General features: G+C 39.7%; 25 protein-coding genes and 1 tRNA gene. 9 read left to right on the top strand and 17 right to left on the bottom strand.

Annotated features, from left to right (window positions below; translation table 11 throughout):
- Window positions 1–304: 304 nt before the first annotated feature.
- Window positions 305–1,375, bottom strand: coding sequence for an OmpW/AlkL family protein (locus KTI78_RS00415; protein ID WP_239975083.1), 1,071 nt, complete (start codon window positions 1,373–1,375; stop codon window positions 305–307).
- Between the two features lie 207 nt (window positions 1,376–1,582).
- Window positions 1,583–2,407: a type I methionyl aminopeptidase gene (map, locus tag KTI78_RS00410; protein ID WP_046811653.1), complete on the bottom strand. Its 825-nt coding sequence runs from the start codon at window positions 2,405–2,407 to the stop codon at window positions 1,583–1,585.
- A gap of 210 nt (window positions 2,408–2,617) precedes the next feature.
- On the opposite strand from map, the gene rpsB reads away from it, so the two are divergent.
- The 6 genes from rpsB (at window position 2,618) to KTI78_RS00380 (ending at window position 6,988) form a co-directional block, all read left to right on the top strand.
- On the top strand, window positions 2,618–3,370 hold the full coding sequence (rpsB, locus tag KTI78_RS00405; protein WP_002118204.1) for a 30S ribosomal protein S2: 753 nt from the start codon (window positions 2,618–2,620) through the stop codon (window positions 3,368–3,370).
- Between the two features lie 137 nt (window positions 3,371–3,507).
- A complete protein-coding gene (tsf, locus tag KTI78_RS00400; protein ID WP_262444896.1) occupies window positions 3,508–4,383 on the top strand; it encodes a translation elongation factor Ts in 876 nt (291 codons plus the stop codon).
- A 65-nt stretch (window positions 4,384–4,448) separates the two neighbouring features.
- On the top strand, window positions 4,449–4,934 hold the full coding sequence (locus tag KTI78_RS00395) for a DUF3465 domain-containing protein (RefSeq protein ID WP_016140457.1): 486 nt from the start codon (window positions 4,449–4,451) through the stop codon (window positions 4,932–4,934).
- A gap of 105 nt (window positions 4,935–5,039) precedes the next feature.
- Window positions 5,040–5,864 (top strand): helix-turn-helix transcriptional regulator, encoded by an 825-nt coding sequence (locus tag KTI78_RS00390; protein WP_262444895.1) that lies wholly within the window; start codon window positions 5,040–5,042, stop codon window positions 5,862–5,864.
- An 88-nt stretch (window positions 5,865–5,952) separates the two neighbouring features.
- Entirely contained in the window at window positions 5,953–6,669 is a 717-nt protein-coding gene (locus tag KTI78_RS00385; protein ID WP_262444894.1) for an AzlC family ABC transporter permease, read from the top strand.
- A gap of 1 nt (window position 6,670) precedes the next feature.
- Entirely contained in the window at window positions 6,671–6,988 is a 318-nt protein-coding gene (locus tag KTI78_RS00380; RefSeq protein ID WP_239967210.1) for an AzlD domain-containing protein, read from the top strand.
- A gap of 45 nt (window positions 6,989–7,033) precedes the next feature.
- Here KTI78_RS00380 and KTI78_RS00375 read toward each other — a convergent pair whose 3' ends face one another.
- The 11 genes from KTI78_RS00375 to KTI78_RS00325 form a co-directional block, all read right to left on the bottom strand.
- Window positions 7,034–7,483, bottom strand: a complete 450-nt coding sequence (locus KTI78_RS00375; RefSeq protein WP_262444893.1) for a DUF962 domain-containing protein — start codon at window positions 7,481–7,483, stop codon at window positions 7,034–7,036.
- Window positions 7,484–8,053: 570 nt separating this feature from the next.
- On the bottom strand, window positions 8,054–8,665 hold the full coding sequence (locus tag KTI78_RS00370) for a septal ring lytic transglycosylase RlpA family protein (protein ID WP_002118141.1): 612 nt from the start codon (window positions 8,663–8,665) through the stop codon (window positions 8,054–8,056).
- A gap of 290 nt (window positions 8,666–8,955) precedes the next feature.
- On the bottom strand, window positions 8,956–9,957 hold the full coding sequence (mltB, locus tag KTI78_RS00365) for a lytic murein transglycosylase B (RefSeq protein WP_016140462.1): 1,002 nt from the start codon (window positions 9,955–9,957) through the stop codon (window positions 8,956–8,958).
- A gap of 19 nt (window positions 9,958–9,976) precedes the next feature.
- A complete protein-coding gene (gene rodA / locus KTI78_RS00360; RefSeq protein ID WP_057074415.1) occupies window positions 9,977–11,119 on the bottom strand; it encodes a rod shape-determining protein RodA in 1,143 nt (380 codons plus the stop codon).
- 126 nt (window positions 11,120–11,245) lie between these two features.
- Window positions 11,246–11,896, bottom strand: a complete 651-nt coding sequence (locus tag KTI78_RS00355) for a hypothetical protein (RefSeq protein WP_016140464.1) — start codon at window positions 11,894–11,896, stop codon at window positions 11,246–11,248.
- A gap of 23 nt (window positions 11,897–11,919) precedes the next feature.
- On the bottom strand, window positions 11,920–12,732 hold the full coding sequence (gene queF, locus KTI78_RS00350) for an NADPH-dependent 7-cyano-7-deazaguanine reductase QueF (RefSeq protein WP_262444892.1): 813 nt from the start codon (window positions 12,730–12,732) through the stop codon (window positions 11,920–11,922).
- Window positions 12,729–13,502: an ABC transporter permease gene (locus KTI78_RS00345; protein WP_016140466.1), complete on the bottom strand. Its 774-nt coding sequence runs from the start codon at window positions 13,500–13,502 to the stop codon at window positions 12,729–12,731. The genes queF and KTI78_RS00345 overlap by 4 nt, the downstream gene beginning before the upstream one ends.
- Complete coding sequence (locus tag KTI78_RS00340; RefSeq protein WP_002118101.1) at window positions 13,499–14,434, bottom strand: ABC transporter ATP-binding protein; 936 nt, start codon at window positions 14,432–14,434, stop codon at window positions 13,499–13,501. Before KTI78_RS00340 ends, KTI78_RS00345 begins: the two co-directional genes overlap by 4 nt.
- A gap of 117 nt (window positions 14,435–14,551) precedes the next feature.
- Window positions 14,552–14,628: transfer RNA gene (locus tag KTI78_RS00335), tRNA-Arg, on the bottom strand.
- A 102-nt stretch (window positions 14,629–14,730) separates the two neighbouring features.
- Window positions 14,731–15,351, bottom strand: coding sequence for a hypothetical protein (locus tag KTI78_RS00330; RefSeq protein WP_262444891.1), 621 nt, complete (start codon window positions 15,349–15,351; stop codon window positions 14,731–14,733).
- 148 nt (window positions 15,352–15,499) lie between these two features.
- Window positions 15,500–16,186 (bottom strand): putative quorum-sensing-regulated virulence factor, encoded by a 687-nt coding sequence (locus KTI78_RS00325; protein WP_262444890.1) that lies wholly within the window; start codon window positions 16,184–16,186, stop codon window positions 15,500–15,502.
- A 248-nt stretch (window positions 16,187–16,434) separates the two neighbouring features.
- Between KTI78_RS00325 and KTI78_RS00320 the strand changes: the two genes are divergently transcribed.
- Complete coding sequence (locus KTI78_RS00320; RefSeq protein WP_262444889.1) at window positions 16,435–17,664, top strand: alpha/beta hydrolase; 1,230 nt, start codon at window positions 16,435–16,437, stop codon at window positions 17,662–17,664.
- Between the two features lie 23 nt (window positions 17,665–17,687).
- Here KTI78_RS00320 and KTI78_RS00315 read toward each other — a convergent pair whose 3' ends face one another.
- Complete coding sequence (locus KTI78_RS00315; RefSeq protein ID WP_262444888.1) at window positions 17,688–17,849, bottom strand: hypothetical protein; 162 nt, start codon at window positions 17,847–17,849, stop codon at window positions 17,688–17,690.
- Between the two features lie 60 nt (window positions 17,850–17,909).
- Here KTI78_RS00315 and glyA point away from each other — a divergent pair, with 60 nt between their 5' ends.
- A complete protein-coding gene (gene glyA / locus KTI78_RS00310; RefSeq protein WP_016140470.1) occupies window positions 17,910–19,163 on the top strand; it encodes a serine hydroxymethyltransferase in 1,254 nt (417 codons plus the stop codon).
- A gap of 49 nt (window positions 19,164–19,212) precedes the next feature.
- Here glyA and KTI78_RS00305 read toward each other — a convergent pair whose 3' ends face one another.
- Genes KTI78_RS00305 through adeF form a run of 3 tightly spaced genes read right to left on the bottom strand, consistent with a single transcriptional unit; the run spans window position 19,213 to window position 25,092 of the window.
- Window positions 19,213–20,673, bottom strand: coding sequence for an efflux transporter outer membrane subunit (locus tag KTI78_RS00305; RefSeq protein WP_262444887.1), 1,461 nt, complete (start codon window positions 20,671–20,673; stop codon window positions 19,213–19,215).
- A 12-nt stretch (window positions 20,674–20,685) separates the two neighbouring features.
- Window positions 20,686–23,865 (bottom strand): multidrug efflux RND transporter permease subunit AdeG, encoded by a 3,180-nt coding sequence (adeG, locus tag KTI78_RS00300; protein ID WP_262444886.1) that lies wholly within the window; start codon window positions 23,863–23,865, stop codon window positions 20,686–20,688.
- A gap of 6 nt (window positions 23,866–23,871) precedes the next feature.
- Window positions 23,872–25,092, bottom strand: coding sequence for a multidrug efflux RND transporter periplasmic adaptor subunit AdeF (gene adeF, locus KTI78_RS00295; protein WP_262444885.1), 1,221 nt, complete (start codon window positions 25,090–25,092; stop codon window positions 23,872–23,874).
- 199 nt (window positions 25,093–25,291) lie between these two features.
- Here adeF and KTI78_RS00290 point away from each other — a divergent pair, with 199 nt between their 5' ends.
- Window positions 25,292–26,320 (top strand): LysR family transcriptional regulator, encoded by a 1,029-nt coding sequence (locus tag KTI78_RS00290; protein ID WP_224991394.1) that lies wholly within the window; start codon window positions 25,292–25,294, stop codon window positions 26,318–26,320.
- The last annotated feature ends 38 nt before the right edge of the window (window positions 26,321–26,358 follow it).

Raw genomic sequence — 26,358 nt, 5'->3', positions numbered from 1 at the left:
TCATTGAGTCATCGTTGACTCATCTTGCTATGAATAAAGCAAAGCTTGTGCCAAAAAATTATTTTTACTAAAAGGAAAACCTTAGTTTTTAATTTTATTCATTTAGTTATTAAAATTAAAAACTATTAGGGTAGGGAATTTTAAAGAAAGAAGATGATAAAAGTGAAGAAAGAGAGATTTGATAAACCTATTTTTAAAAAGTGCTCATTTTTTTAGCACTTTGTTTTAAAAAGAGGCAGTGTGTAGAGAGAAAGAAAGCTATAACAACGTTCCTCCGTTCTTATAGCTTTACGTGACACAAAAGTTAGAAACGGTAACCGATACCTGCATAACCTAAAATTGGATTAATTTCGATATCTGCTTTTGCATTAATTAATTCACCATACTTAGCATCATTGACTGTAATCGTTGTATCTGTTTTTAAATGAGCATAAGAAACAGACCCGACCGCATACCATTTATCATTGAAGTCATAGGTGAAACCTAAAGTTGCTACAGGCGCAATTGCATCGGATGCTTCAAGTTCTACTTTAGGATCACCAGAACTGGTTTTTCTTTCTAAGGCAGCACCTGATTTACCATCTTTAATATTGACAATCATGTGCCCGGCACTGACCAAATCTTTCTCAATTTCAGGATTCATTTCTAACTCACTGAAATAGGCATACATCACACCTAATCCGACATAAGGTCTAAACTTATTTACGCCAGTTTTGCCAAAATGGTACTGTAGTTCAAATGCAGGTGTCCAAGCTCGAGCCGATGCCGCACTTCCATGTGCTTCAAGATCGGTAATAAAAATATTATTTTCAAGCTCCATCGACCCGAGGATTCCACCAGCAGGTTTTGCAGTAGCAGAAAAGGGAGCATATATTTTCCCTTTACCTTGTAAATCAACTTTAGGGGGAATTCCTGCTTTTACTTCTAGTGAAACATTATCTGTAAAAAAGTAATTTGACATGAGACCGAGAGTAGTCACATCATCTGCTTCTAAACCTGTATTTTCAGCTTCCCATTGGCTTAAACCGCGGATTTCTGCTGTCCCACTTAACCATGCAGGAATAGTATCTGTACCTAAACCAATAACATCAATGAGCTGTTCAAGAACGACATTACTATTATCGTCTGAAATATTGTCTTGAATAGTTTTTACTTTAATATCTCCGACCTTAGACTGCTCATTCTCTTTAACAGAAGTATTAATTCTAAATGGTTGAGCATTACCTGTCGGTTTGACATATAACGGACCAGCAGAGATAGAAAAACGTTTGAAGCCATCGCCATCTTTTAAACTAAAATATGGAGAAGCGGCGCAAGTGACTGTTGGCAGAGCAAAAAAAGCAGCTGTCATACAAAATAATGACTTTTTCATCATAAAAGGACTCCATGTCCGGCATTTGTTTACTGATTTTTATTGAGCCCACCATAGCGTGTTTTATTAAAATGATTGTGTATTTAAAATTAACAATTGTAATTTTTTTGAAATATTTGTTTATATTTGGAAATATTTATTAATAAAAAGTACATAATAAATAATAAAAGGCTACACAAGGCAGCCTTTTATTTAAGTTTGTTAAACTATTTAGTTAAAGCGAGATAGATCTTCCTCAGGACGAGCAGTTAGAACTTCAATACCTGTTTGAGTGACTAAAATAGTGTGTTCATATTGAGCTGAAAGTTTATGATCTTTCGTTACAACCGTCCATTTGTCACCCAATAATTTGGTTTGCCAAACACCCGCATTTACCATAGGTTCAATCGTAAAAGTCATACCAGCTTCTAAACGCATACCTGTACCAGCTTGACCATAATGGAGGACTTGAGGTTCATCATGGAAAACAGTCCCAATACCGTGGCCACAATATTCACGTACTACGCTAAAACGTTCTGATTCAACATACTTCTGGATTGCATGGCCGATATCACCTAAATATGAACCATCTCTGACAGTTGCCATTCCACGATACATCGCTTCTTGAGCAACCTTACATAGACGGTTTGCTAAAATAGAAGTTTCACCACCAACGACATACATCATGTTGGTATCGCCGTGATAACCGTCTTTAATGACAGTTACGTCAATATTAAGAATGTCACCATTTTTTAAAATTTTATTTTCAGAGGGAATACCATGGCATACAACATGGTTAACCGAAGTACAAATAGAGTGCTGAAAAGCCGGGCGGCCAGGAGCTCCACCATAGCCGACACATGCAGGAATAGCATGCTGCACATTTTCAATGTGATTGCGACAAATGGTATCAAGTTCAAGTGTACTTACACCTGCCTTAATATGGGGCTTGATCATCTCTAGAACTTCAGCCGCCAGTCGTCCTGCAATGCGCATTTTTTCAATTTCATCTGGAGTTTTGATTAATCGACGTGGAGCTGTATAAGTACTGTTCATGATCTCTAAAAACTTTTGGTAATTTACAAGTGTCTATGGTATAAATAGCCGCCCATTTTATCAAATGCTTTTCGTGAATATCTTTTACGAACAATTTTGATAGATGGAGTAAAAAATCCGCACATATATCGTCACATTACTCTGGGTGCCTGTAAAAGGGTGGAGAATGCGGATATATGGAGGCCTAACCCAACTTTTAAGGTAAAGAAAATGGCAGATTACAACGTAAGCATGCGCGACCTTCTTCAAGCAGGTGCGCACTTTGGTCACCAAACTCGTTTCTGGAACCCAAAAATGCGTCAATACATTTTTGGCGCGCGCAACAAAATTCACATCATCAACCTTGAGCACACTGTTCCTGCGTTAAATGATGCTTTGAACTTCGCTAACCAATTAGCAAGCAAAAAGAACAAAGTTTTGTTCGTTGGTACAAAACGTGCTGCTTCTAACATCATCCGTGAACAAGCTCAACGCGCTGGTCAACCATACGTAGATCACCGTTGGTTAGGTGGTATGTTGACGAACTGGAAAACACTTCGCCAATCTATCAACCGTTTAAAAGATCTTCAAACTCAATCTCAAGATGGTACTTTTGCTAAGCTTACTAAACGTGAAGCTTTAGAACGTGCTCGTGAGATGGAAAAACTTGAGCGCTCTTTAGGCGGCGTTAAAAACATGGGTGGTTTACCTGACGCATTATTTGTAATCGACGTTGATCACGAAGCGATTGCAATCAAAGAAGCGAAGAACTTAGGTATTCCTGTTATCGGTATCGTTGATACAAACTCTAACCCAGACAACGTTGATTACGTTATTCCTGGTAACGACGATGCGATCCGTGCAGTAACTCTATATGCTTCAGCTATGGCTGACGCAATTCTTGCTGGTAAAGAATACGCTCAATCTCAAGCGAACGCTCAAGCAAAAGGCGATGACGCTGCGAAAGACGCTTCTGAGGCTTAATGCGTTTTGACGCAGGCTTGTCATTTTTGCGACATGTAATGGTGGCAAATTAAGCGTCGAGAGTGCAAACGGCCCAGAGATTCTTTGGGCCGTTTTTGTTGAAAAGATTTATTTTCTACCGATTTTAGGAGATCAACATGACTGCAATTACTGCAAGCATGGTAAAAGAATTACGTGACCGTACTGGTCTTGCAATGATGGAATGCAAAAAAGCATTAACAGAAGCGAACGGTGACATCGAGCTTGCTATTGATAACCTTCGTAAATCTGGTCAAGCTAAAGCTGCTAAAAAAGCTGGTAACATTGCTGCTGACGGTGCAATCACAATCGTTCAAGAAGGCAACAAAGCAATTTTAGTTGAAGTTAACTGTCAAACTGACTTCGTTGCTAAAGACGAAAACTTCTCTAACTTCTCAAAAGCTGTTGCTACTGCTGCTTTAGCTGCTGGTGAAACTGATGCTGTTAAAATCGCTGAATTAAAATTAGCAGACGGTCAATCAGTTGAAGAAGCTCGTATTGCACTTGTTCAAAAAATCGGTGAAAACATCCAAGTTCGTCGTGCGAAAATCGTTGAAGGCGAAAACTTGGCTATCTACAAACACGGTTTAAAAATCGGTGTTGTAGTTTCTTATACTGGTGATGCTGATACTGGTAAAGGTATTGCAATGCACGTTGCTGCATTCAACCCAGTAGCTGTAAATGCTGAAGCTGTTCCTGCTGACCTTATCGCTAAAGAAAAAGAAATTGCTGAAGCGAAAGCGTTAGAATCTGGTAAGCCAGCTAACATCGTTGAGAAAATGGTAACAGGTTCAGTTGATAAATACTTGAACGAAGTTGCTCTTGATCGTCAAATGTATGTAATCGACAATGACAAAAAAGTTGCTGATGTATTAAAAGCAACTGGTACTACTGTTGCTGAATTCGTACGTTTCGAAGTTGGTGAAGGTATTGAGAAGAAAGCAGAACTTAGCTTCGCTGAAGAAGTTGCTGCTGCTCAAGCTGCTGCGAAGTAATTCGTATCACAATAAAAAAAGCCCCATTGGGGCTTTTTTTATCTCAGTTAAAATAAGGGTATACAATGACAAATAAAAAAAATCTCAGTATTGGTGGTGTTATTATTTTATTGATTGCTGCGTATTTTGGACTGGATTTATCTGGACATAAGCAAAGCCAATCGCCTTCATCAACTATACCCACAGCTCAGAATAATAAAACTACATTTTCAAATAATGGGGTGGACACTATAAAAACTGCTTACGAGCAGCGACAAAGTAATGTTCAAGTAGGGGGAAAGGGGCGAGTCAAAGCAATTCTAAGAGATGATAATGATGGGTCGAGACATCAGAAATTTATTCTGGTATTAAACAATGGCCTTTCAATTTTGGTCGCCCATAACATCGATTTGGCACCTAAAATTTCCAATCTAAATAAAGGTGATATCGTAGAGTTTTATGGCGAATATGAATACAACCCAAAAGGTGGGGTATTACATTGGACTCATCATGATCCACAAGGTCGTCATGAAAGTGGTTGGCTTAAACATGATGGACAAATCTACCAATAAAACTCCAGTGAATGTCTGATTAGATTATTTTCATAGAGCAATTTTGTTCTATTCAGTTTATTAAAACATGCTATGGTTTTTTTATTGAATAGATGAGACGTATTTATGCAGCGGGAGCAAGCCGATTATCTGCATGTGCGAGAGTTGGGCGGTTTAGAGTTATTAAAAGCACATTATCACCAAACACAATTTTCAAAGCATACTCATGAAGGATATTGTATTGGTGTAATTGAAGAAGGGGCACAGTCTTTTTTTCGGACGGGACAGCTACATGTAGCCCCTAAAGGCGATATTATTTTAGTTAATGCAGATGAGATTCATACTGGCTCCTCTGCTGTCGAATCGGGTTGGCGCTATCGAGCAATTTATCCTACACCGGAAATGTTGGCAGAAGTTAGCCAAGATTTTTTTGAAAATCCGCATGGAGCTCCATGGTTTCCACAAGCTGTGATTCACGATCTAGGTTTGGCTCAACAGCTTTGTTTACTATTTGATTTATTAGAACAAAAAGATAATTTTCTACTCAAAGAAACAATGTATTTATCGACATTAGCTTGTTTAATGAAACGACATGGTAAATCAAATCATACTTTTTGTGAGCTGCCAGAGGCGTATTCAAAAATATTAAGAGTTAAAGAATTGCTGGTAGAAATGCCTGAAACGAACTTTTCTTTACAAGATTTGGCGGACATGGTCGGCTTGAGCGCTTGGCATTTCTTAAGACAATTTAAAAAATATGTAGGCTTACCACCTCATGCGTGGCTGGTTCAAGCGCGCTTGCAAAAAGCGAGACAGTTATTAAAACAGGGGGATCAAATTGTGATGGTGGCACAACAATGTGGTTTTTCTGATCAAAGCCATTTTAACCGTCACTTTAAAAAAGCAATGGGCGTTACACCTACTCAATATGTGGCAAGTTTAAACATATAAATAAACTGGTACTCAAGCAATTTTATCCAATATAAGTCAGCACTCATCAAGCAAGTTATGGAGGTGTTTCTTATATTGGATTTTATATATGAATTTTCAGCTTAATCAGTCGGTTGAGTTTTCAAAAAATAAGCCATCCTATTTGTTTTTACGTGGTGCAGTGGATATTTTACCCTTGTCAATTTCTATTATTCCATGGGCAATTTTAGCGGGGTCTATGGCAATTCATGCGGGACTATCTTTTTCTAAAGCACTGGCAATGTCTGGACTTGTCTTTGCTGGAGCTGCTCAGTTAGTTAGTTTAAGCATGTCTATGGAAGGGGCATCCGTTTTTACAATTTATTTAACTATTTTCTTTTTAACTGCTCAGCACTTTATTTATGCATTAACTTTAAGAAATGACATTTCTATTTTGTCTCTTCCAAAACGGTTAAGTTTAGGCTTTTTATTAACAGATGAATTGTTTGCTGTGAGCGCTCCCTTGGAAAAAAGAAGATCGGAATATCTGCTCGGAGCCGGACTGTCTTTTTATTTATTTTGGGTGGTATTTAGCTTGGCGGGCATATTGCTCGCAACAGTGATACCTAATCTTTTAAATTATCATTTAGATTTTTCGATCATTGCTATTTTTATTGCCATGATTGTGCCGTTATGTAAAGGATATCCTGTTGTGGCGGGTGTATTAACCACTTGTTTAAGCGGATTTTTATTTAAACTTTATCAAATTGAGGGAGCGATTTTACTTTCAGGATTAATAGGGATGTTAGCTGCTGTATTAACTGAAAAAATAGGGATGGGGGAATAGTATGTCTTGGTTTATGATTTTAGGCTTGGCAGCAATTGTCTTTTTTAATCGCTATTACTTTTTAGAGCCGAAAGTAAAAATTAAAATGCCGCTTATTATGAATAAGATGCTTCACTATTCCGCACCTTGTTTGTTAACTGCAATCTGCATTCCAGTTATTTTTTTCGATGGTGATCATTTTAGAGGTATGGTAAATAATCCTTATATTTATGCAGCAATCTTTTGTATTGTGATCGCTATTTATCTAAAAAAAGTACTTTTAAGTGTGATAGCAAGTTTGGGATTCTTTTATTTTATAAATTTTCTAATAAATTACTAAGATATAAAAAAGCTGAATCGAGAGGATTCAGCTCTAATTTAACAATTAGGAAATAGCATGTTTTTGTCTAGTTTTCCATTTGGGTAAGATTTTTGAGAGATAAGCATCCATACACCAAACTGGTCCAATCAGTAGGAATTGTAAATCTTTAAAGAATGATGGTTTTTTGCCTTCTACTTTGTGTCCGTAAAACTGTCCGACCCAAGCAATCACAAAAATAGCGATATAAAACCCGACTCCTACAGGCAGGGTGTAAATGAGCCATGCCATAACAACGAGTAAAGCAGCCATCGCAACAGCAAGTACAAGATCTAAACGTGCATAAAATACTAAGGTTAGCACAAGTAATAGCGCAGTAAGTAAGGTGCTGAAATGCGCAATAATTCCAATAATAGAAAATAAAATAGCAGGAACGCAAAGCCAGTGAATTTGTTTATTTGTTGGATTTTGATGACTTTCACTATATTCATCAAACCATTCAGTAATGGATTTCATGAGTAGCACACTCCTTGTTTTAAATTTGATTTATTTTTTCTGAGTGTATTTTAGCCTGTTGTTGAAGATATCGACAAGAAACTCACACTATTCAACTATGGAAAATTGGTAATAAACGCTTAGGAAAGCACAATGGAAAAAAATAAGGTCACGGTAATTGAAAAAGTGATCAATTTGACCTCAAGAGAAGTGCAATATTTCATAATATTTTTTCTATGTTGCTAGATGATGAAATTATCAAAAAAAGTGCCATTTTGAGATAGTCGGGAAAATTGTGTGAAAAGGCTCTACTCATCTACTCTAAAAACGCCGTAAATAGCCTTTATTTTAGAAAAATGGTACTAGGGTAGCCAAAATTTTATAAAGTTGCTCTAAACGCAATTTAGGCGTTAAATTGAGTTGGGCTAAATTAATGTGTTTTTTTGATTAATAAATATTCAAATTTGGGGTGAGTTAGGGGCAAAAAAGAAGGCACTCTAATTCTGGGAAGGAAATTATATTTGATAGTTTAAAATATAAAAAAGCCGCAGAAAATATGCGGCTTTTTACATGAACTCGAGAGGCTATAACTTATGAAGTTGGGCCATCAACACGCTCAATATTTACTTTTGCAGTTCCGGCATTGGTAATACCAAGACGTTTAGCTGCACCGTAAGATAGGTCAAGTACACGATTACCATGGAAAGGACCACGGTCATTTACTTTTACAACCACACTTTTACCATTGTCTTTATTCGTTACTCGAATATAACAGTTCAATGGTAGGCTACGGTGAGCAGCAGTTAGAGCATTCATGTCGAATGTTTCACCACTTGCAGTTTTACGACCATGGAATTGGCGGCCATACCAAGACGCCATACCAGTTTGGCTAAACTTACGAACAGTATTTGAAGCTACTGTGTTAAGTTTTTCAATCACTGAAGGCTCATCTTCAGGGATTTCAATTTTTGCTGCGATCGCTTGACGACGGATTTGATCGCCAGAACGTTCAGTGATTGAAAGACTGTTAATGTTAGAAAAACGAGAATTAAAGTTTTGAGTATCTTTACTCAACACACGTGCTGCTAGATTAGGACCATCTACATCACTGTTTAATGATGATGACTGCACCATTTCAGCGTGCAGTGGGGCCATGCTTAAACTAGCCGTCAGTGCAAGAACGTATTTCAGCGATAACTGCATTTGTATAAACTCCTGAGAACATGTACTTTTTTCTTTCAGCCATTGACTGAAATTTAAAGTGAACATGCCTTATTATTCACTTTTGCAATTGCTATATTGGGGTGGATAATATTCATCGCTTACGGAGAGTGTCTAGTCTTTAACGAGAAATCGTTACAAAAAGGGCAAAAACTTACAGTTTTGGGTTAAAAAATAACCAATAGTGTAACAATTTATTTAAAATGTATGTATTGTGAGCTATTTAACAAAAATATTTATTGACTTTTGGTGTGGGTGTAAAAAAAGCTAGCCTATCGGCTAGCCACTTCAGTGCCTAATAACCACACAGCGGTAGCGTACATGCGGCTCTTATTATAGGTCGTAATCACTTGAAAATTCGGGTAAGTTAAATAGTAAATTGGACCGTTATAGTCTTGTAATTGAATTACATTCACCATATCCAGATCATCAATTTTAACTAAAGGATTTAATGGTGCGATACCCAGTGTCTTTAGTGCGCCATAGGGGAAAGGTTGAGTTAAATCTTTCGCAATAATACTTTCCGGATTTGATCCTGTGTAACGTGCCATAAACCCGATAGGCTGATCGCGTTGCCAACCTTGTTTTGCTAAATAGTTAGCGATTGAACCGATGGCATCTTCTGCTGAGTTTCTTAAGTCGATATGGCCATTACCGTCATAATCCACACCATATTTACTAATATTACTTGGCATAAATTGCGGATAGCCAATCGCACCTGCATATGAGCCAACAATACTTCTAGTTGGATAACCTTCTTTATATGTCCATGCAATCAGAGCAGCTAACTCATCACCAAAATATTCAGCGCGGCGAGGGTAGCCAAAAGCAAGGGTAGCTAAGGCATCACGTGTAATAAAAGAACCTTTATTTGCACCATAGCCTGTCTCAACGCCCAAAATACCTAAAATGACAGCTTGGGATACGCCATATTGCTGTTCAGCGCGATTTAAAGCATCTGCATATTGGTTTTTAAAACGCACGCCGCGTTGAATTGTGCCTTCCACCAAGAACATGGAACGGTAGTCATACCAAGGCTTACTTTCACCTGGGCGAGTCATAATATTTAGAATGTTTGGTAAATTTTTTGCGCCACTCATGGCTGCATCGACTTGGTCGCTACTTAAGCCATAAGCATTCATCGTTTTTTGTTTAAAGTTTAAATAATCAGGATGTGTGGCAAAATCGTTAGCCTGAGCAAAATGGCTGGTACTGATTAAGCCAGTACACAAAGCAAGCATTTTTAAAGTTTTATTTAAGTGTTGAGACAACATATCGTTTTAAAATTCCAGATTATCGATGTGTATGAATGGACATGACTAAACCAAAGGTGGCCATTAAAGTAATAATAGCTGTTCCACCATAACTCATAAAAGGTAAAGGAACACCTACTACAGGTAAAATACCACTGACCATTCCCGCATTTACAAATACATAAACAAAAAAAGACAAACCAAAGGCGCCGGCAACTAAACGTCCATAGTTATGGAAGCTTTGTAAACCGATCTGGAATGTTCTAAAAATAATAGCAAAATAAAGAGTTACTAAAATAAGTACACCGATGAGACCAAATTCTTCGGAATACGCAGCAATAATAAAGTCAGTATGTCCTTCGGGTAAAAAGTGTAAATGTGATTGAGTACCTTCAAGGAAACCTTTACCTGAAAAACCGCCTGAGCCAATTGCAGTTTTAGATTGAATAATATTCCAACCTGTACCGAGTGCATCTGCTTCTGGATTAAGTAAAGTTAACACCCTTTGACGCTGATAGTCGTGCAAAAGAAACTCCCATGCAATGGGAATTATGACCGCTGCACAAGCGGCAGCTGCACCAATCATCCGCCATGATAGTCCACTTAAAAATAAGACAAATATGCCGCTTGCCAAGACTAAAAGTGATGTTCCTAAATCTGGTTGTTCTGCAATCAGTAAAAAAGGAATACCAATTAACATTAATGATAAAACAACTTGTGAAAAGCTAGGGGGAAGAGGTTTTCTTGCTAAGAACCACGCAATCATCATTGGCATGCCGATTTTCATGAATTCACTGGGTTGGACACTTCCGAAACCGGGAATATCAATCCAGCGCTGAGCACCCATTCGGACTTCACCAAACACCATGACTGCCACAAGTGAAAATAGACCAAACAAATAAAAATAGGGTGAAAAAGCTTGATAGACCTTGGGTGGAATTTGGGCTAGACCAACCATCACTAGAAAACCAATACCAAAACTCATGGCTTGTTTACTGACTAACCCTACATCTTGTGCTGAAGCACTATATAGTACAGTTAAACCTAACAGAGCATTTAAGAGCAAAAATAGGCATAACCACGGGTCAATATGGAGTTGTTGCCACTTTGATGGTTGCATAGCGGTGCTAAGACCATCTCGAGGAGCTTGGCGTAAAAATTTATATTGTGGACTCGGAGACATGCGGCGTTAACTAGGTCAATCAGTGCTTGGCGCATGCTAACATAAACCTGATTAATGGCAATGTATATCAATATTTTGCAATAAAAAAACCTAGCTCTCGCTAGGTTTCCGATAGGCTATTTTTTATTAGTTAAAGAATAGGCCATCATGATATTCAGCCATCGCTTTTAGTTCAGTACGATTTAAGCTAGGGATGAGCTTATCAATTGCAATATGAACTGCTTTTGTTACAGCCGCAGCACCAATATCAGCCGCTTTACGCTTGATCATGCCGAGGTCTAATGTCTTGTTAAAATCAGACATAAAATGCTTGATCATAGCATCGCCGAATTGTTTATATAGTTCAGCTAATGCAGCTTTATTAATATCATTGCCAGCTTCAAGCTCAGTGAAGTTATGCTTAAGGTTAGTGACTAAACTAGGATCTAAAGTTACACCTACTTTATATTGACCTTGTGGGTCTTTAAATAAGCTTTTTTCAGAGAACTCTACAGACTGTTTAACAACATCGTTTGGTGCTTTGCTTAACAATTGTTTTAAAAGAACAGCAACTGTTGATTTGACATAGCCTGCTAGTTTTTCGGCAGTATCGCGTTTTTCACTTGCAGGGAAATGCTGAACTAACTGAATTAAGACATTATCAATAATCTCTTCATTGAGTTGTAAAGCAATCTTATCGCGAAGTGGATACAAAGGTTCGCTAGAATTTTTATTCGCAATTCCAGTTTGTATATCGTTCAATAAGCCTTCAGAAGGGGTAAAACCAAAAAACGGCATGGTATATCCTCAAATTATTCGTTTTATTGTCGTGCCAATCGAATCGGTTTTGGCATCCATGAAAGATCCGATACTCGGCAAGGGTTAATATCAAGTCCGCCGCGACGAGTATAAGTTGCATAAACCATCAGCTTTTCAGGCTGCAAATTTTGCCAAATATCAGCAAAGATTTGCTCAACACATTGTTCGTGAAAACCATTATGCTGACGGTACGAGATAATATAAGCTAAAATACTACGATAACAAGGTTTTTTGCCCTTAAAACGGATAAAAACTGTACCCCAATCCGGTTGTCCCGTGACTGGGCAGTTACTTCTCAAAAGATGAGAATACAGTTCAATTTCTACTTCTTCATCAAACTCATCTTGTTTTAAAAGAGTCGCATCTGGATGTTGCTCTAAACGCTCTGGGTTTAGCTCATCAATACAAATACCTTGAGGCTTGGAAATCTCTAAATCATCTACCTGAAATAGGGTTAACTCAACTTTAGCGCCTGCCGCAGCCGATAAGTCTTTTTCAACTGTTTCAATGAATGATTCTTTAGAATCAAACTGAGTAAAGTTAAGACTATTGAAGTAAAGTTTTAATGACTTTGATTCAATCAAATTTGGTGAAGAAGCTGGTAGCGTAATTCTGCCAATAGCAACTTGCGGGATGGCATGAGCGTTTAACCATGAAATTTCAAAAACATGCCACCAATCTTTACCTTGTGTAATACCTTCAATGTGCGAGTAGGCTTCACGAGACTGGGCACGAGCAATTGGAAATAAAACATCAGGTTGATAGTTAGTTGGATATTGAGTTTCTTTACCCAATAAAGACTGTTCGACACTCATTCACGCATTCCTGAACCACGAGCAAGTAAATAGTAAGCAATTCCGTAAAGTACAACACAGCATAATGTCACAATGATTAAAGAGAACGTAACGTTCACGTCGCTATGACCTAAAATGCCGAAACGGAAAGCATTGACCATGTACACAATGGGATTAATTAAAGAAAGTTTTTGCCAAAAAGGGCCAAGTGCACTAATGGCATAGAACACACCCCCTAAATAGGTTAAAGGTGTAAGGACAAATGTTGGAATAATAGAAATATCATCAAATGATTTCGCATAGACTGCATTAATGAATCCGCCTAATGAGAAAAGAACCGAGGTAATTAAGACTGTATATATAGTCACGAACCAATTGTGTATAAAAAGGTCGGTGAAGAATAAGCTCATTGCAGTCACAATTGTTCCGACCAATACACCACGGCAAATCCCACCAATCACATAACCCCATAAAATAATATGGAGTGGCACGGGGCTCATAATCAGTTCTTCAATGCTTTTTTGGAATTTCACACTAAAGAAACTTGAAGATACGTTCGCATAACTATTAGTAATAACCGCCATCATGATTAGGCCGGGCACAATAAACTGCATATAGCTCACACCGCCCATTTGTCCAATGCGCGAACCAACCAAATTACCAAAAATGACAAAGTACAAACTCATTGTAATCGCAGGTGGTAATAAAGTTTGTGGCCAAATACGTAGAAAACGGCGTACTTCTTTACGAACTAGAGTCCAGAGGGCAATTTGCAGTTGGTTAAAATTCATTTTGCCTCTCCTTCAAGATTTTTCTCGACCATTTTGACGAATAGCTCTTCTAGACGGTTCGATTTGTTTCGCATACTACGAACACGAATACCTTGTGATTCTAAAAGCTGGAATAAGTCATTTAATGTATGGGCCTTATCCATTGTCACTTCTAAAGTGCTGCTATCAATTAAGTTGAACTTCACACCAATGATGTTTAATTGAAGTGGGGCAATGGGTTCTGCCAAATCAAAAATAAAAGATTCTTCACTCAGTTGGTTTAAGAAACTTTTCATGCTGGTGTCTTCTTTAATGACACCACGATCAATGATGGCAATTTGACGACACAACATTTCAGCTTCTTCGAGATAATGTGTAGTCAAAATAATAGAAGTACCACTTTCGTTCATTTCGGTGAGAAAATCCCACATAGAACGGCGCAACTCAATATCTACACCCGCGGTAGGCTCATCTAGAATAAGAAGTTTAGGCTCATGCATCATGGCGCGCGCAATCATGAGGCGGCGCTTCATACCACCAGACAGCATGCGTGCTTGTATATTACGCTTTTCCCAAAGGCCTAGCTTTTCTAAATAATGTTCGGCACGTTTTTCTGCAATCTTTTTATGAATGCCGTAATAACCCGCTTGAGTGACTAAAATATCGAACGCTTTTTCGAACTGTCCAAAGTTAAATTCTTGAGGGACAACACCAAGCTGCTGTTTTGCCAAGGATGGATGAGTGTCGAGATTATGCCCAAAAATCTCAACGGTTCCTTCGGTTTTTTTCGTGAGGGAACTGATAATACCAATGGTTGTTGATTTGCCGGCACCATTTGGACCTAACAACGCATAAAATTCACCTTCAGGCACAGTGAGGTTAATACCTTTTAACGCCTGAAAACCATTACGATATGTTTTGGACAAATCTCTTAAAACCAAAGCATCAGTCATGAAATTCTCACATTATGAAAGAGGGGTATATTTTGAGCGATAATGATTAATAAACCAAGTAAAATAGTCGGAATTTTATAAAATTGAGATAAATTTATGAAGTTATTATATATAAATTGGTGCGCCCGGCGGGGATCGAACCCACGACCCCAGGCTTCGGAAACCTGTACTCTATCCAACTGAGCTACGAGCGCACGTGTGTGGGCCACATCATAGGAAAAAAACACCAATAGGTAAAGCACGAAATAGGTAACAAGTGAGTTTAATGCTTAATTAAACAGCAGCTTGTTGTTTTTTTAGATGCGCTGTTGGATAAGTTGAATTGAATAATTAATAGAATGAAGAGTATGGGCTAGCTCATGAGGTGGAATACGTGACTCCTGTAAGTGGGTAATCCATTGCATTTGGCACATTTTAAGCTCTTGAAGCGTTTTTATTTGCTCTATTTTCTGGATAAGTGGTTTTGCCATAAGTCCACAGTACTGATTCAAATTTTGCTTCATCAGTTGTTGTATTTCTTCAAAAGAAAGTTGTTGAACAGGAACTGGCGGCTGACTATTTTCAATATTTGTAGATTGCAAAGATTGGGGAACCTGAATTTCACCAACTATATCGTCACTTTTATGATCATCTTTAGGATTTTTCTGATGTGCTTCTAGAGTAGTTATAGGTGTTTGTGGAAAAGATATTTGTTCATTTAATTCTGAATAGTTTTCGCTTGAAGGAGCAATAAGTTTTAAGTCGATAAGTTGTTGAATAAGTTCTGGAGACGCAATACGTTTTTTAAATTCACTATTTAAATTTTGAAAATCTTCATGGTCTATTAATAGTAGTAAACGTCTTTGTTTTGCATTTAAAGCAATATTACGTTGTTGAAGCGCGACTCTTCCCAAATTGGTTCGATAAAAACCAGCCATCGTTTTTCCCCAAGATAAAAAATAAATCAGACTGTTCAAGCTTCTCAGTTGAACAGTACTGTTTTTAATAAAATATAAATAGGGTTAACGATAAAACTCAAAAATGACAATATGATGAAGAATTTATGAATATCATCTATTTAAGTCTTTAAAATGCACCTTCCAAAGCTTTGCGTAAATAGACGTCCAGTTCATCTTGGCGCAATAACCATTGAATATAGTCTTTAGGAAGTTCCGCAATTGCCGTGCCTTTATGCTTTCCAAAGTTAATAGTTGTAGGGATACGTGCTTCTTCAGAGACTCGGTATAGCTCTTCAATATCTTGAATATTTAAATGATAGACAATATGCATCAAAATATTAGCAGTCAAAATAATATCGGCATCGGCACGGTGTGCACCTTTGAGCAATTCTCGAGCTTTACTGCTGCCTTGAGAAATCATATAAATCAGTGCTGAAATATTATGCGCTTCTGCTTCAGGCCAAGTTTTACGCGCTAAAGCTAGAGTACAAATCGGTTTGATATTCGATACATCTACACCACAGCGAGCAATCGCGGCAATATCGTAATCAATATTGTGACCAATAATATAAGTGGTAGTTTCTGGTAATTTAAAGGTTTTATAGTGGGGCTGGTTTTCTAAATCTGACTCTAATATATGGTGTACTGCCATAGCAGCGTAAGAGATAGGGGTGCCGACTTGATAAAGTTGATCAAACAATTTGCTTTTATCTAAAGTGAGCTTACCTGCATTAATCTCAATCGGGGCATACGCAATTTCAATTGGCAAACCATTTAGTGTATGTGTTTCTGTATCTAAAATAATGGTTTGCATAACTGGCCCTTTAAACAATCACGATTAATTATGAATGTTAACAGTTGACTACCTACTTTAAAACATGAAGTGAAGCTATAAAGTAGCGATAACGTCAATTTATATTAAAAATAGAGTTTTCAGAGATTAATTCTATCCAATAGAACTTGCGGAAAAGAAAGATTAGGCGTAATTGTTTTTAAGACATTAGAAAATGTTGATTAAAAATTAAAGCACAACAAAAATGGAATTTAAGGGAAGATATATCAATGAAAATGAACCTATTAATGACAAGCGTTCTGAGCACGAGTTTATTTTTAGTTGCTTGTGGAGGAGGGAGTAGTGATGATGGCCCAGCTCCTACTAATCCATCCGGGACACCAATCAATAATATTCAAAATCCAGTTGTTAAAGTTGAAGCTTACACAAGTACCAACTTAGGAAGTGTGGCAGCAGAAAGTAGTATTTTGACTTATAAAATGTTGGGTCAAAGTGGCCAAGAGGTACAGGCAACCAGTTTGGTATTTACCCCAAATACTCCACCACCAGTAGGCGGTTGGCCAATTGTAGTCTGGGCGCATGGCACTACGGGTGTGGCAGATGCCTGTGCACCAAGTAAAGCAGCTTTAACAGACAGTACAAAAGATTTAATTAGTAAATTACTTGCAGCAGGTTATGTTGTTGTCGCACCTGACTATGAGGGTTTAGGTACCCCAGGCATACATCCATTTTTAAATGTTAAAAGTGAAGCTTTCTCAATTACGGATGCTGTAGTTGCAACACGTAACTATTTATTACAGCGTAATTTATTAACTTCAAAAAAATGGGTCACTGTAGGACATTCGCAAGGTGGGCATGCTGCGTTAGGTGCTGCACAATATGCCAGTCGTGCACAACTAGATTATAAAGGTACTGTAGCGGTAGCACCTGCTTCTAATTTAGGTTTTATTTTAGTGGCGGGAGAGCAATCTGTTGCTAATGCGACTCTAGATAAAAAGATATCAATGTATGCTCAACTTGATACTTATACAGCTTTAGTTAGTGCGGGTATTCGCAACACACAACCCACTTTTGATTATCCACAAGTCTTTACTTCGCAAATCTCCAGTATTGCAGAGCAAGCAGAAACAATTTGTTCCGGACCATTGGGTCAAGCTTTTGGCGCAGGTATGACTAAGTATGCTACAGATCACAATGGAACGCTGGATGGTTATACGCGTACACAACCTAATTTTATGGCTGTGCCGTTAGTTAAAACATTTTTAGATAAAGATTCGCAGCCGTTACAAGTAAAAGTCACGACACCAATCATTATTTATCAGGGCTTAGCAGATTCAACAGTTCCTAAAGTAGCAACGGATATCTTGATATCTAATGCCACTGTTGTAGGCACCAAAATTAATAGTTATGTAACGGGTAACTGGGATCATGGTACGGCAATGAGTAGTAATGTTGATAACATCGTTGGAAATGTTCAGACTTTACTGACATCTCAATAGAGTTATTGATATTTAAAGGCTTTTTAATATTTTTGTAAGCTAAAATGAACGACGGAAAAATTTAAAATATAAGCTTTAAACATGCTTTTTATTTGATTTATAAACAATGGCTCATTTTTTATAAAACTTGAGCCATTTTTATTTAAAACTGAGCTAACTTCATTCTGTTTAATTATAAAGTTCATGCTACAATATGCCGCAATCTTAGCACGGCTTAAAAGCCCTAATTTATAGGACCCCCGCTAATGTTTGCCAATATTTCCATTTCTGAATTTGATCCAGAATTAGCTCAAGCAATTGCTTCTGAAGGTGAGCGTCAAGAAGCACATATCGAGTTAATTGCATCTGAAAACTATTGCTCTCCTGCTGTGATGGAAGCGCAAGGATCAAAACTTACGAACAAATATGCAGAAGGTTATCCAGGCAAACGCTATTATGGCGGTTGCGAGTATGTGGATATCATCGAGCAAATGGCGATTGATCGTGCTAAAGAACTTTTTGGTGCAGATTACGCAAACGTTCAACCACACGCTGGTTCACAAGCTAACTCTGCTGTTTATCTAGCGCTTCTTAACCCGGGCGATACAGTTTTAGGTATGAGCTTGGCTCACGGTGGTCACTTGACTCACGGTGCAAAAGTAAGCTTCTCTGGTAAAACTTATAATGCGGTTCAATACGGTCTAAACGCTGAAACTGGCGAGATCGATTACGAAGAAGTTGAACGTTTAGCGTTAGAGCACAAGCCACGTATGATCGTTGCTGGTTTCTCTGCTTATAGCCGTGTTGTAGATTGGCAACGTTTCCGTGACATCGCGGACAAAGTTGGCGCTTACCTTTTTGTTGATATGGCTCACGTTGCAGGTCTTGTTGCTGCTGGCGTATATCCAAACCCAGTTCAAATTGCTGACGTAACGACAACTACGACTCATAAAACACTTCGTGGTCCACGTTCTGGTTTAATCCTTGCGAAAGCGAATGAAGAAATCGAGAAAAAACTTCAATCAGCTGTATTCCCTGGTAACCAAGGCGGTCCATTAATGCATGCGATTGCTGCTAAAGCAATCTGCTTCAAAGAAGCAATGTCTGATGACTTCAAAGCTTACCAACAACAGGTTGTGAAAAATGCTCAAGCAATGGCTGAAGTATTAATTGCACGTGGTTATGATGTTGTTTCTGGTGGTACAGAAAACCACTTATTCTTGTTATCTTTAATCAAACAAGATGTAACTGGTAAAGATGCAGATGCTTGGTTAGGTGCTGCTCACATTACTGTGAACAAAAACTCAGTTCCAAATGACCCACGTTCTCCATTTGTGACTTCTGGTATCCGTATCGGTACTCCAGCAGTAACAACTCGTGGTTTCGGTGAAGCTGAAGTTCGTGAACTTGCTGGTTGGATCGCTGACGTGATTGACAGCAAAGGTGACGAAAAAGTTATTGCTGACGTAAAAGCAAAAGTTGAAGCTGTTTGTGCAAAATTCCCTGTATATGCACAATAAGTTATAGATATAAAAAAAGCGCCATATGGCGCTTTTTTTTTATATCAAGTTAATTAGGTGAAGCAGCCTGCCATCCGCCTCCTAATGCGCGGATTAAATCTACACTCGCCATCATTCTACTGCCGTTAAGCTGTGCGGAAAGTTGCTCTTGTTGCAATATAGTCCGGTCAGAGTCAATCACATCAAGATAGCTAATAGCACCTTCTTTATAGCGTAGATGAGAAAGCTGGTTTGCATGACGAGAAGAGGAGAGCGCTTGATTTTGAGCCTGAATTTGTTGATCTAGAATACGTTGATCGGACAAACCATTTTCAACTTCGCGAAATGCATTCAGTACAGTTTGCCGATAGTTTGCCACGCTTTCTTCATAGGCAGCTCGTGCTTGAGCGACTCCAGCTTTACGTTGCCCGCCGTCAAATAATGGCAAAGACAAAATAGTACCTGCAACTGGACCGAGTAAGAATGTACGGCTCGACCATTTACCTAAATCACCTAAAGTTGATGATTCATAACCGAGCGCACCTGTTAGATCCAGTTTTGGGAAGAAGGCAGCACGCGCAATTCCAATACGCGCATTATCCGCTGCCATAGCACGTTCAGCCGCAGCAATGTCCGGTCGTCTTTCAAGTAAAGCTGACGGTAAACCCGTTGGGAGACGGAGGCTGTTTGTAGTTAAAGGCTGAACTGCCAAGCTAAAATCAGCAGGTGTTTTGCCTAATAATACTGCAAGTGCATGCTCAGCATTGGCTCTGTTACGAGCAATATTCAATGCGCTCGTTTGTGCTGTCGCAAGCTCGGTCTGTGCGCGAGAAACATCTAATTCGCTGACTAAGCCATTTTGAAATCGAGTTTGAACGAGATCTCGTGTTTCACCAAGTAGCTTAATGGTGCGATTATAAATTGCTTGTTCAGCATCAAGTTGGCGAATAAGAAAATAGCCTTGTGCAACATCTGCCTGTAAGGCTAAAAGTGCTGACTGATATAATGCTTCTTGTTGCTGTACATCAGCTGTTGCTGCATTAACACTACTGGCGATACGACCAAATAAATCGAGCTCATATGAAACATTCGCTTGAGCACGCCATAAGGTTTGTGCAGACGTATGGGCATTTTCATCTAAACCGAGTGAAGCTGGAGAGGGCTTTTGACGAGTTGGCCCAAAGCCAGCACCAATACTTGGCAAACGTTCAGCTTGTGCTGCTGAACGTAACGCACGTGATGCCTGAATATTGGCTGCTGCCGCTTTAAGGGACTGGTTTCCGGAAATGGCTTGTTGTTCAAGTTTATTCAATTGAGCATCATTAAAAACACGCCACCATTCACCTCGAACCTGCTGATCGGCAGGTTGAGCAATTTTCCAGTTATTGTCCTCAAGTTGAGGATCAGACTCTTTAAATTTGACTGGAACAATCACCTTTGCAGGTTGATATTCCGGAGCTAAAGAGCAGCCTGCAAGGAGCAGGCTTCCCATGAGTGAGGACAATAATAAGCTTTGTTTTGCTGTAGCCATCAAATATCCTCCTTAATGATCATGTGGGGTAGACAAAGGCGCTTCATGAACGGCTGCCGAATGCAATTTATGTTTACTGTTCAGGGTACGAATCAGTACATAAAAGGTAGGAGTCAGGAATAAACCAAACAGTGTTACACCAATCATGCCGAAGAACACGGCAATACCCATGGCATGGCGCATTTCAGAACCTGCACCAGTTGAGGTAACCAGTGGTACGACACCCATAATGAATGCAATAGAAGTCATTAGAATTGGACGTAAACGCAGTCGACTTGCTTCAACAGCTGCTTTAAAGGCAGTTGCACCTTGCATTTCGAGTTCCCGCGCAAATTCGACAATTAAGATGGCATTTTTACAGGCCAGTCCGACCAGTACCATCAGACCAATTTGGGTAAAGATGTTGTTATCTCCACCTGTCAGCCAGACACCTGTCAGAGCCGCCAAGATTCCCATTGGTACAATTAAAATTACAGCTAAAGGCAGAGTTAGACTTTCATATTGTGCGGCTAAAACTAAGAACACGAGCAATACGCTAATTGGGAATACCCAGAGTCCTGCATTACCAGCCAAGATTTTTTGGTAAGTTAAATCTGTCCATTCAAACTTGATGCCACGCGGTAAAGTCTGTGCGGCAATACGTTCAACCGCAGCTTCTGCTTGGCTAGATGAATAACCTGGTGCAGGGCCGCCGTTAATATCTGCTGAGGTATAGCCGTTATAACGAACGACCATTTCAGGACCATAAGTTTGAGTCACATTCACCAGTGAAGATAACGGCACCATTTGTCCGGCACTGTTACGGGTTTTAAGCTGCAAAATATCTTCAGGGTTAGCACGGAAAGGGGCATCTGCCTGTGCTCGAACCTGATAAACACGTCCAAAGCGGTTAAAGTCGTTAACGTACTGAGAACCTAAATAAATCTGCATGGTGTTGAAAACATCTGTTACAGCAACACCTTGTTGTTTAGCTTTGACACGGTCCAGATCTACATTTAGTTGAGGTACGTTAATTTGATAACTTGAGAACATTGGACCAAGTTCAGGGGCTGATTGTGCTGCTTTCATAAAGTTCTGTGCAGCATCATTCAGCGCTGAATAGCCTAAGGCACCTCGGTCTTCAAGTTGGAGTTTAAAGCCGCCCATAGTACCTAAGCCCATCACGGGTGGCGGTGGGAAAACTGCAATATAGGCATCTTGAATAGCTGAATATTTCTGATTGAGTGCACCAGCAATTGCATTGGCAGATAAGTCTTTGGCCTTACGTTCATCGAATGGTTTTAAGGTTACAAAGACAATACCAGCGCTTGAGCTGTTGGTAAAACCGTTAATTGAGAGGCCAGGGAAGGCAACAGCACTTTCTACACCAGGCTGTTTAAGAGCTGTATCACTCATTTTACGGATGACAGCTTCGGTACGATCTAATGACGCACCATTTGGCAGTTGAGCAAAGCTAATCAAATATTGTTTGTCCTGCGCGGGAACGAAACCACCCGGAACAATATAAGAAATACCAACGGTTAAACCTAAAAGTGCTGCATAGACGCCCATTGCCGATGCTTTGTGTGAGATGACACGACTCACGCCTTTACCGTAACGGTCTGAAGTACGTGTAAATACGCGGTTAAACAGTGCAAAGAAACGTCCAAATACGCGGTTCATAATGCGTGTTAAAGCATCAGGTTTAGCATCATGTCCTTTAAGTAACATGGCTGCTAGAGCAGGAGATAGAGTAAGTGAGTTAAATGCCGAAATGACTGTTGAAATGGCAATGGTCATGGCAAATTGTTTATAAAATTGCCCTGTTAAGCCTGTCATAAAGGCAAGAGGTACGAATACTGCAACAAGCGTTAAGGCAATCGCAATAATCGGCCCACTCACTTCTCGCATGGCGCGATAAGTTGCATCTCTTGGGCTTAAACCTGCTTCGATATTCCTCTCGACATTTTCGACGACGACAATAGCGTCATCGACCACAATCCCGATGGCGAGTACCATCCCGAATAGTGACAGTGCATTGATGGAATAACCAAAAGCAAGCATGAGTGCGAACGTACCAATAATTGAAACTGGTACGGCAAGCAATGGAATGATTGAGGCACGCCATGTTTGCAAGAATAAAATTACAACAACAACAACCAGTGCAATTGCTTCAAGTAAGGTATGAACGACCGCTTTAATACTGGCACGTACGAACTGGGTCGGGTCATACACAATGTCGTATTTAATTGAAGATGGGAAATCTTTTGAAAGCTCCTTCATCGTGTCGCGCACTTGATCGGAAACTTGCAATGCATTGGCACCCGGTGCTTGGAAAATTGGAATCGCGACTGCTTGTTTATTATCAAGCAATGAACGTAAACCATATTGTGAAGCTGCGAGTTCAACGCGTGCAACATCACCCAATCGGGTAACCGCACCATCTGGAGCAGTTTTTAAAATAATATCGGCAAATTCTTGCTCAGTGGTTAAACGACCTTGAGCATTGACTGAGAGCTGTAAAGGTGAATTACTTGGTGATGCACCGATTGTACCCGCTGCTACCTGAATGTTTTGTTCACGGATTGCAGTCACAATTTCGGTTGCTGTGAGGTTACGCTGTGCCACTTTTTGTGGGTCGAGCCACACACGCATCGCGTAGTCACCAGAACCAAATAAACCAACTTCACCCACCCCTTGTAAGCGCGCTAAACGGTCTTTCACGTTCAATACTGCATAGTTGCGCAAGTAGGTCATGTCATAGCGACTATCTGGTGAGGTCAGATGCACAACCATGGTTAAAGTTGGTGAGCTTTTTAAAGTCGTGACACCTAAACGCTGTACATCTTCAGGTAAGCGTGGCATAGCCTGAGACACACGGTTTTGAACCAGTTGTTGAGCTTTATCTGGGTCGATGCCAAGTTTAAAGTTCACCGTAATGGTGAGGTTACCGTCGCTGTTTGCTTGAGATTGCATATACAGCATGTCTTCTACACCGTTGATCGATTCTTCAAGCGGAGAAGCAACAGTTTCAGCAATTACTTTCGGGTTTGCACCTGGATATTGAGCGCGAACCACCACAGACGGGGGAACAACTTCCGGATATTCAGAAATCGGTAATTTGAATACCGAAAGCAGACCGGCGAGTAAAATCAATACTGATAACACACCAGCAAAGATCGGCCGATCAATAAAAAATTTAGAGATATTCATATGCGATTAACCTTTTGCCGGAGTTGATGTTTTATCTGTTGGCTGAGGTTGAGTCGTAGTGCTATTAGCTGTGATTTGTGCGTTAGGCATAGGAACGAGATGTGGCGTAACAGGGTCACCCGGACGAATCCGCTGTAAACCATTCACAACAATACGGTCACCCGCTTTTAATCCACTATTCACGATTTGCAAACCATCTTGCTGCGCTCCGATTTTTACTTCACGGTAAGCAGTCTGGTTTTTAGCATCAACGACCACGACAAAGCGTTTATCTTGATCGACCCCAATTGCGGTTGGGCTAATTAAAATTGCTGAACGAGGTTGACCCCCGCCTAAACGGATTCGTGCATATAAGCCCGGTAATAAAACGCCGTTTGGATTGTCAAAGGTCGCGCGAACACGGATTGTTCCTGAGGTTGCATCTAGGTTATTGTCGATTGAATTGATCGTACCTTCACGAGTAAAGCCTGTTTCATTGGCAAGTCCCATATAAACAGGAACTTGTACAGAATTACGCTGGTTACTGATGTATTTCAGATAGGTTTGTTCATCAACATCGAAAGATGCATAAAGGCGAGATACAGATACTAAACTTGTTAAAACCTGTGCTCCGTTACCTGCAGAAACTACATTGCCGACGGTGACTTCGGCTCGTGAAATTCGGCCGCTGACTGGCGCAGTAATGCGGGTGTACTCAAGATTTAAACGTGCAGATTGAACGGCAGCTCTAGCAGCTTGCAGGTTGGCATTGGCTGAGCGTGCATCATTTTCGGCTAAATCTAGCTCTTGACGTGAGACAGCATTACTTTGGATTAAACGTTGAATACGGGAAAGATTAGAACCCGTATAAGTGACTTGTGCTTCAGCCGAAGCGAGTTGAGCTTGGGCACGATTGAGTTCTGCTTCGAAAGGACGCGGGTCGATTGTAAAAAGTAAGTCGCCTTTTCTAACCAGACTGCCATCTTTGAAATGTACGGCAATGAGTTTTCCTGAAACTTGAGGCCGAATATCGACTTGATCAATCGCCTCTAAACGACCGGAGTATTCTTGCCAATCGGTAATGGTTTTACTCACTACAGGGGCGACATCAACAGTAGCAGCTTGTTGGGCAGCGGTCGGTGCAGCTTTTGCATCGGCATTTTCATGTAAAAACATAAAACTGCCTCCTGTTGCTAAAATGGCAACAAAGATGGCAGACAGTGCGAACTGTTTGCGGGAAAATGACATGAGGTGCTCCTAGTTATTTGGATACCTGTTTTCAGACTTTTAGTTTTGGTCCGTATGGGAGAAACAGGGTTTATGGGATGGACGGAGCATAAAAGTTTGTCAATCACGAATAAATATATTAAATTTGATAACACTATTCGTATTTTTATAATAATTGATGTGTTTGAGTTAAATAAAACGCATTAATAGGAGTGTGCGTGTGGATCTATTTCATGCCATGAGAGTATTCAATAAAGTTGTCGAAACAAATAGTTTCAGTTTAGCAGCTGATAGTTTGGGTTTACCGCGTGCTTCTGTGACGACAACTATTCAGGGTTTAGAGAAGCATTTACAAGTTAGGTTGCTTAACCGAACCACCCGTAAACTTAGTTTGACACCAGATGGGGCAGTTTATTATGAACGTACTTCACGAATTTTAGCCGATGTCGAAGACGTAGAATCAAATTTTCATGATTCGGAACGTGGACCAAGAGGCCGACTGCGTATTGATGTTAAAGCTTCGATTGGGCGCATGATCTTAATTCCAATGCTCTGTGACTTCCATACACGTTATCCAGATATTGATTTGGTAATTGGAATGAGTGATCGTCCAGTCGATTTGGTACAAGATGCGGTGGACTGTGTCATCCGTATTGGTCAGTTGAAAGATTCAAGTTTGGTTGCACGTCGTATCGGAACAATTCAGTGTGTGACGGTTGCTGCACCCCGTTATTTGGCAGAGCATGGTGAACCAAAAACTATTGATGACTTAAAGCAACATCAAGTCGTGCATTATTTTAACAGCCGTACCGGACGCAATATCGACTGGGATTTTATGGTGGATGGCGAAATTCATAGTGTTGGTGTAAAGGGGCGTGTTTCTGTCAACGATGGCGACTCCTATGTTGATTTGGCAGTACAAGGTTTTGGCTTAATTCAATGCCCATATTACATGGTGGCGAAACATCTAGAAGAAGGTACGCTCAAAGAAGTACTGACTGAATGGTTGCCTGCACCTATGCCAATATCAGTTGTGTATCTACAAAACCGTCATTTATCGCCTAAAGTTCGAGTGTTTGTTGATTGGGTAGCCGAATTATTTGCAGGTTGTCCATTGCTGAGTGGTTGCTCAATGTTATGGGATCAGAAATGTGAATTTGCCACTGCCAAAGAACATAACCATGAATATACCATTAGGACCTTGGTCGAAAATGAAAATATGGCAGAAGCCTATGCACTCAAAAATTAGCTTCATATTTTGAGTGATTTTTCAACAATTAATCAGTT

Origin of the sequence: Acinetobacter sp. WU_MDCI_Abxe161, assembly GCF_025514355.1 — a bacterium.
Classification (GTDB): domain Bacteria; phylum Pseudomonadota; class Gammaproteobacteria; order Pseudomonadales; family Moraxellaceae; genus Acinetobacter; species Acinetobacter pittii_E.
Note: the sequence above shows the minus strand (reverse complement) of the source record. Positions and strands in the feature narration are given on the sequence as shown.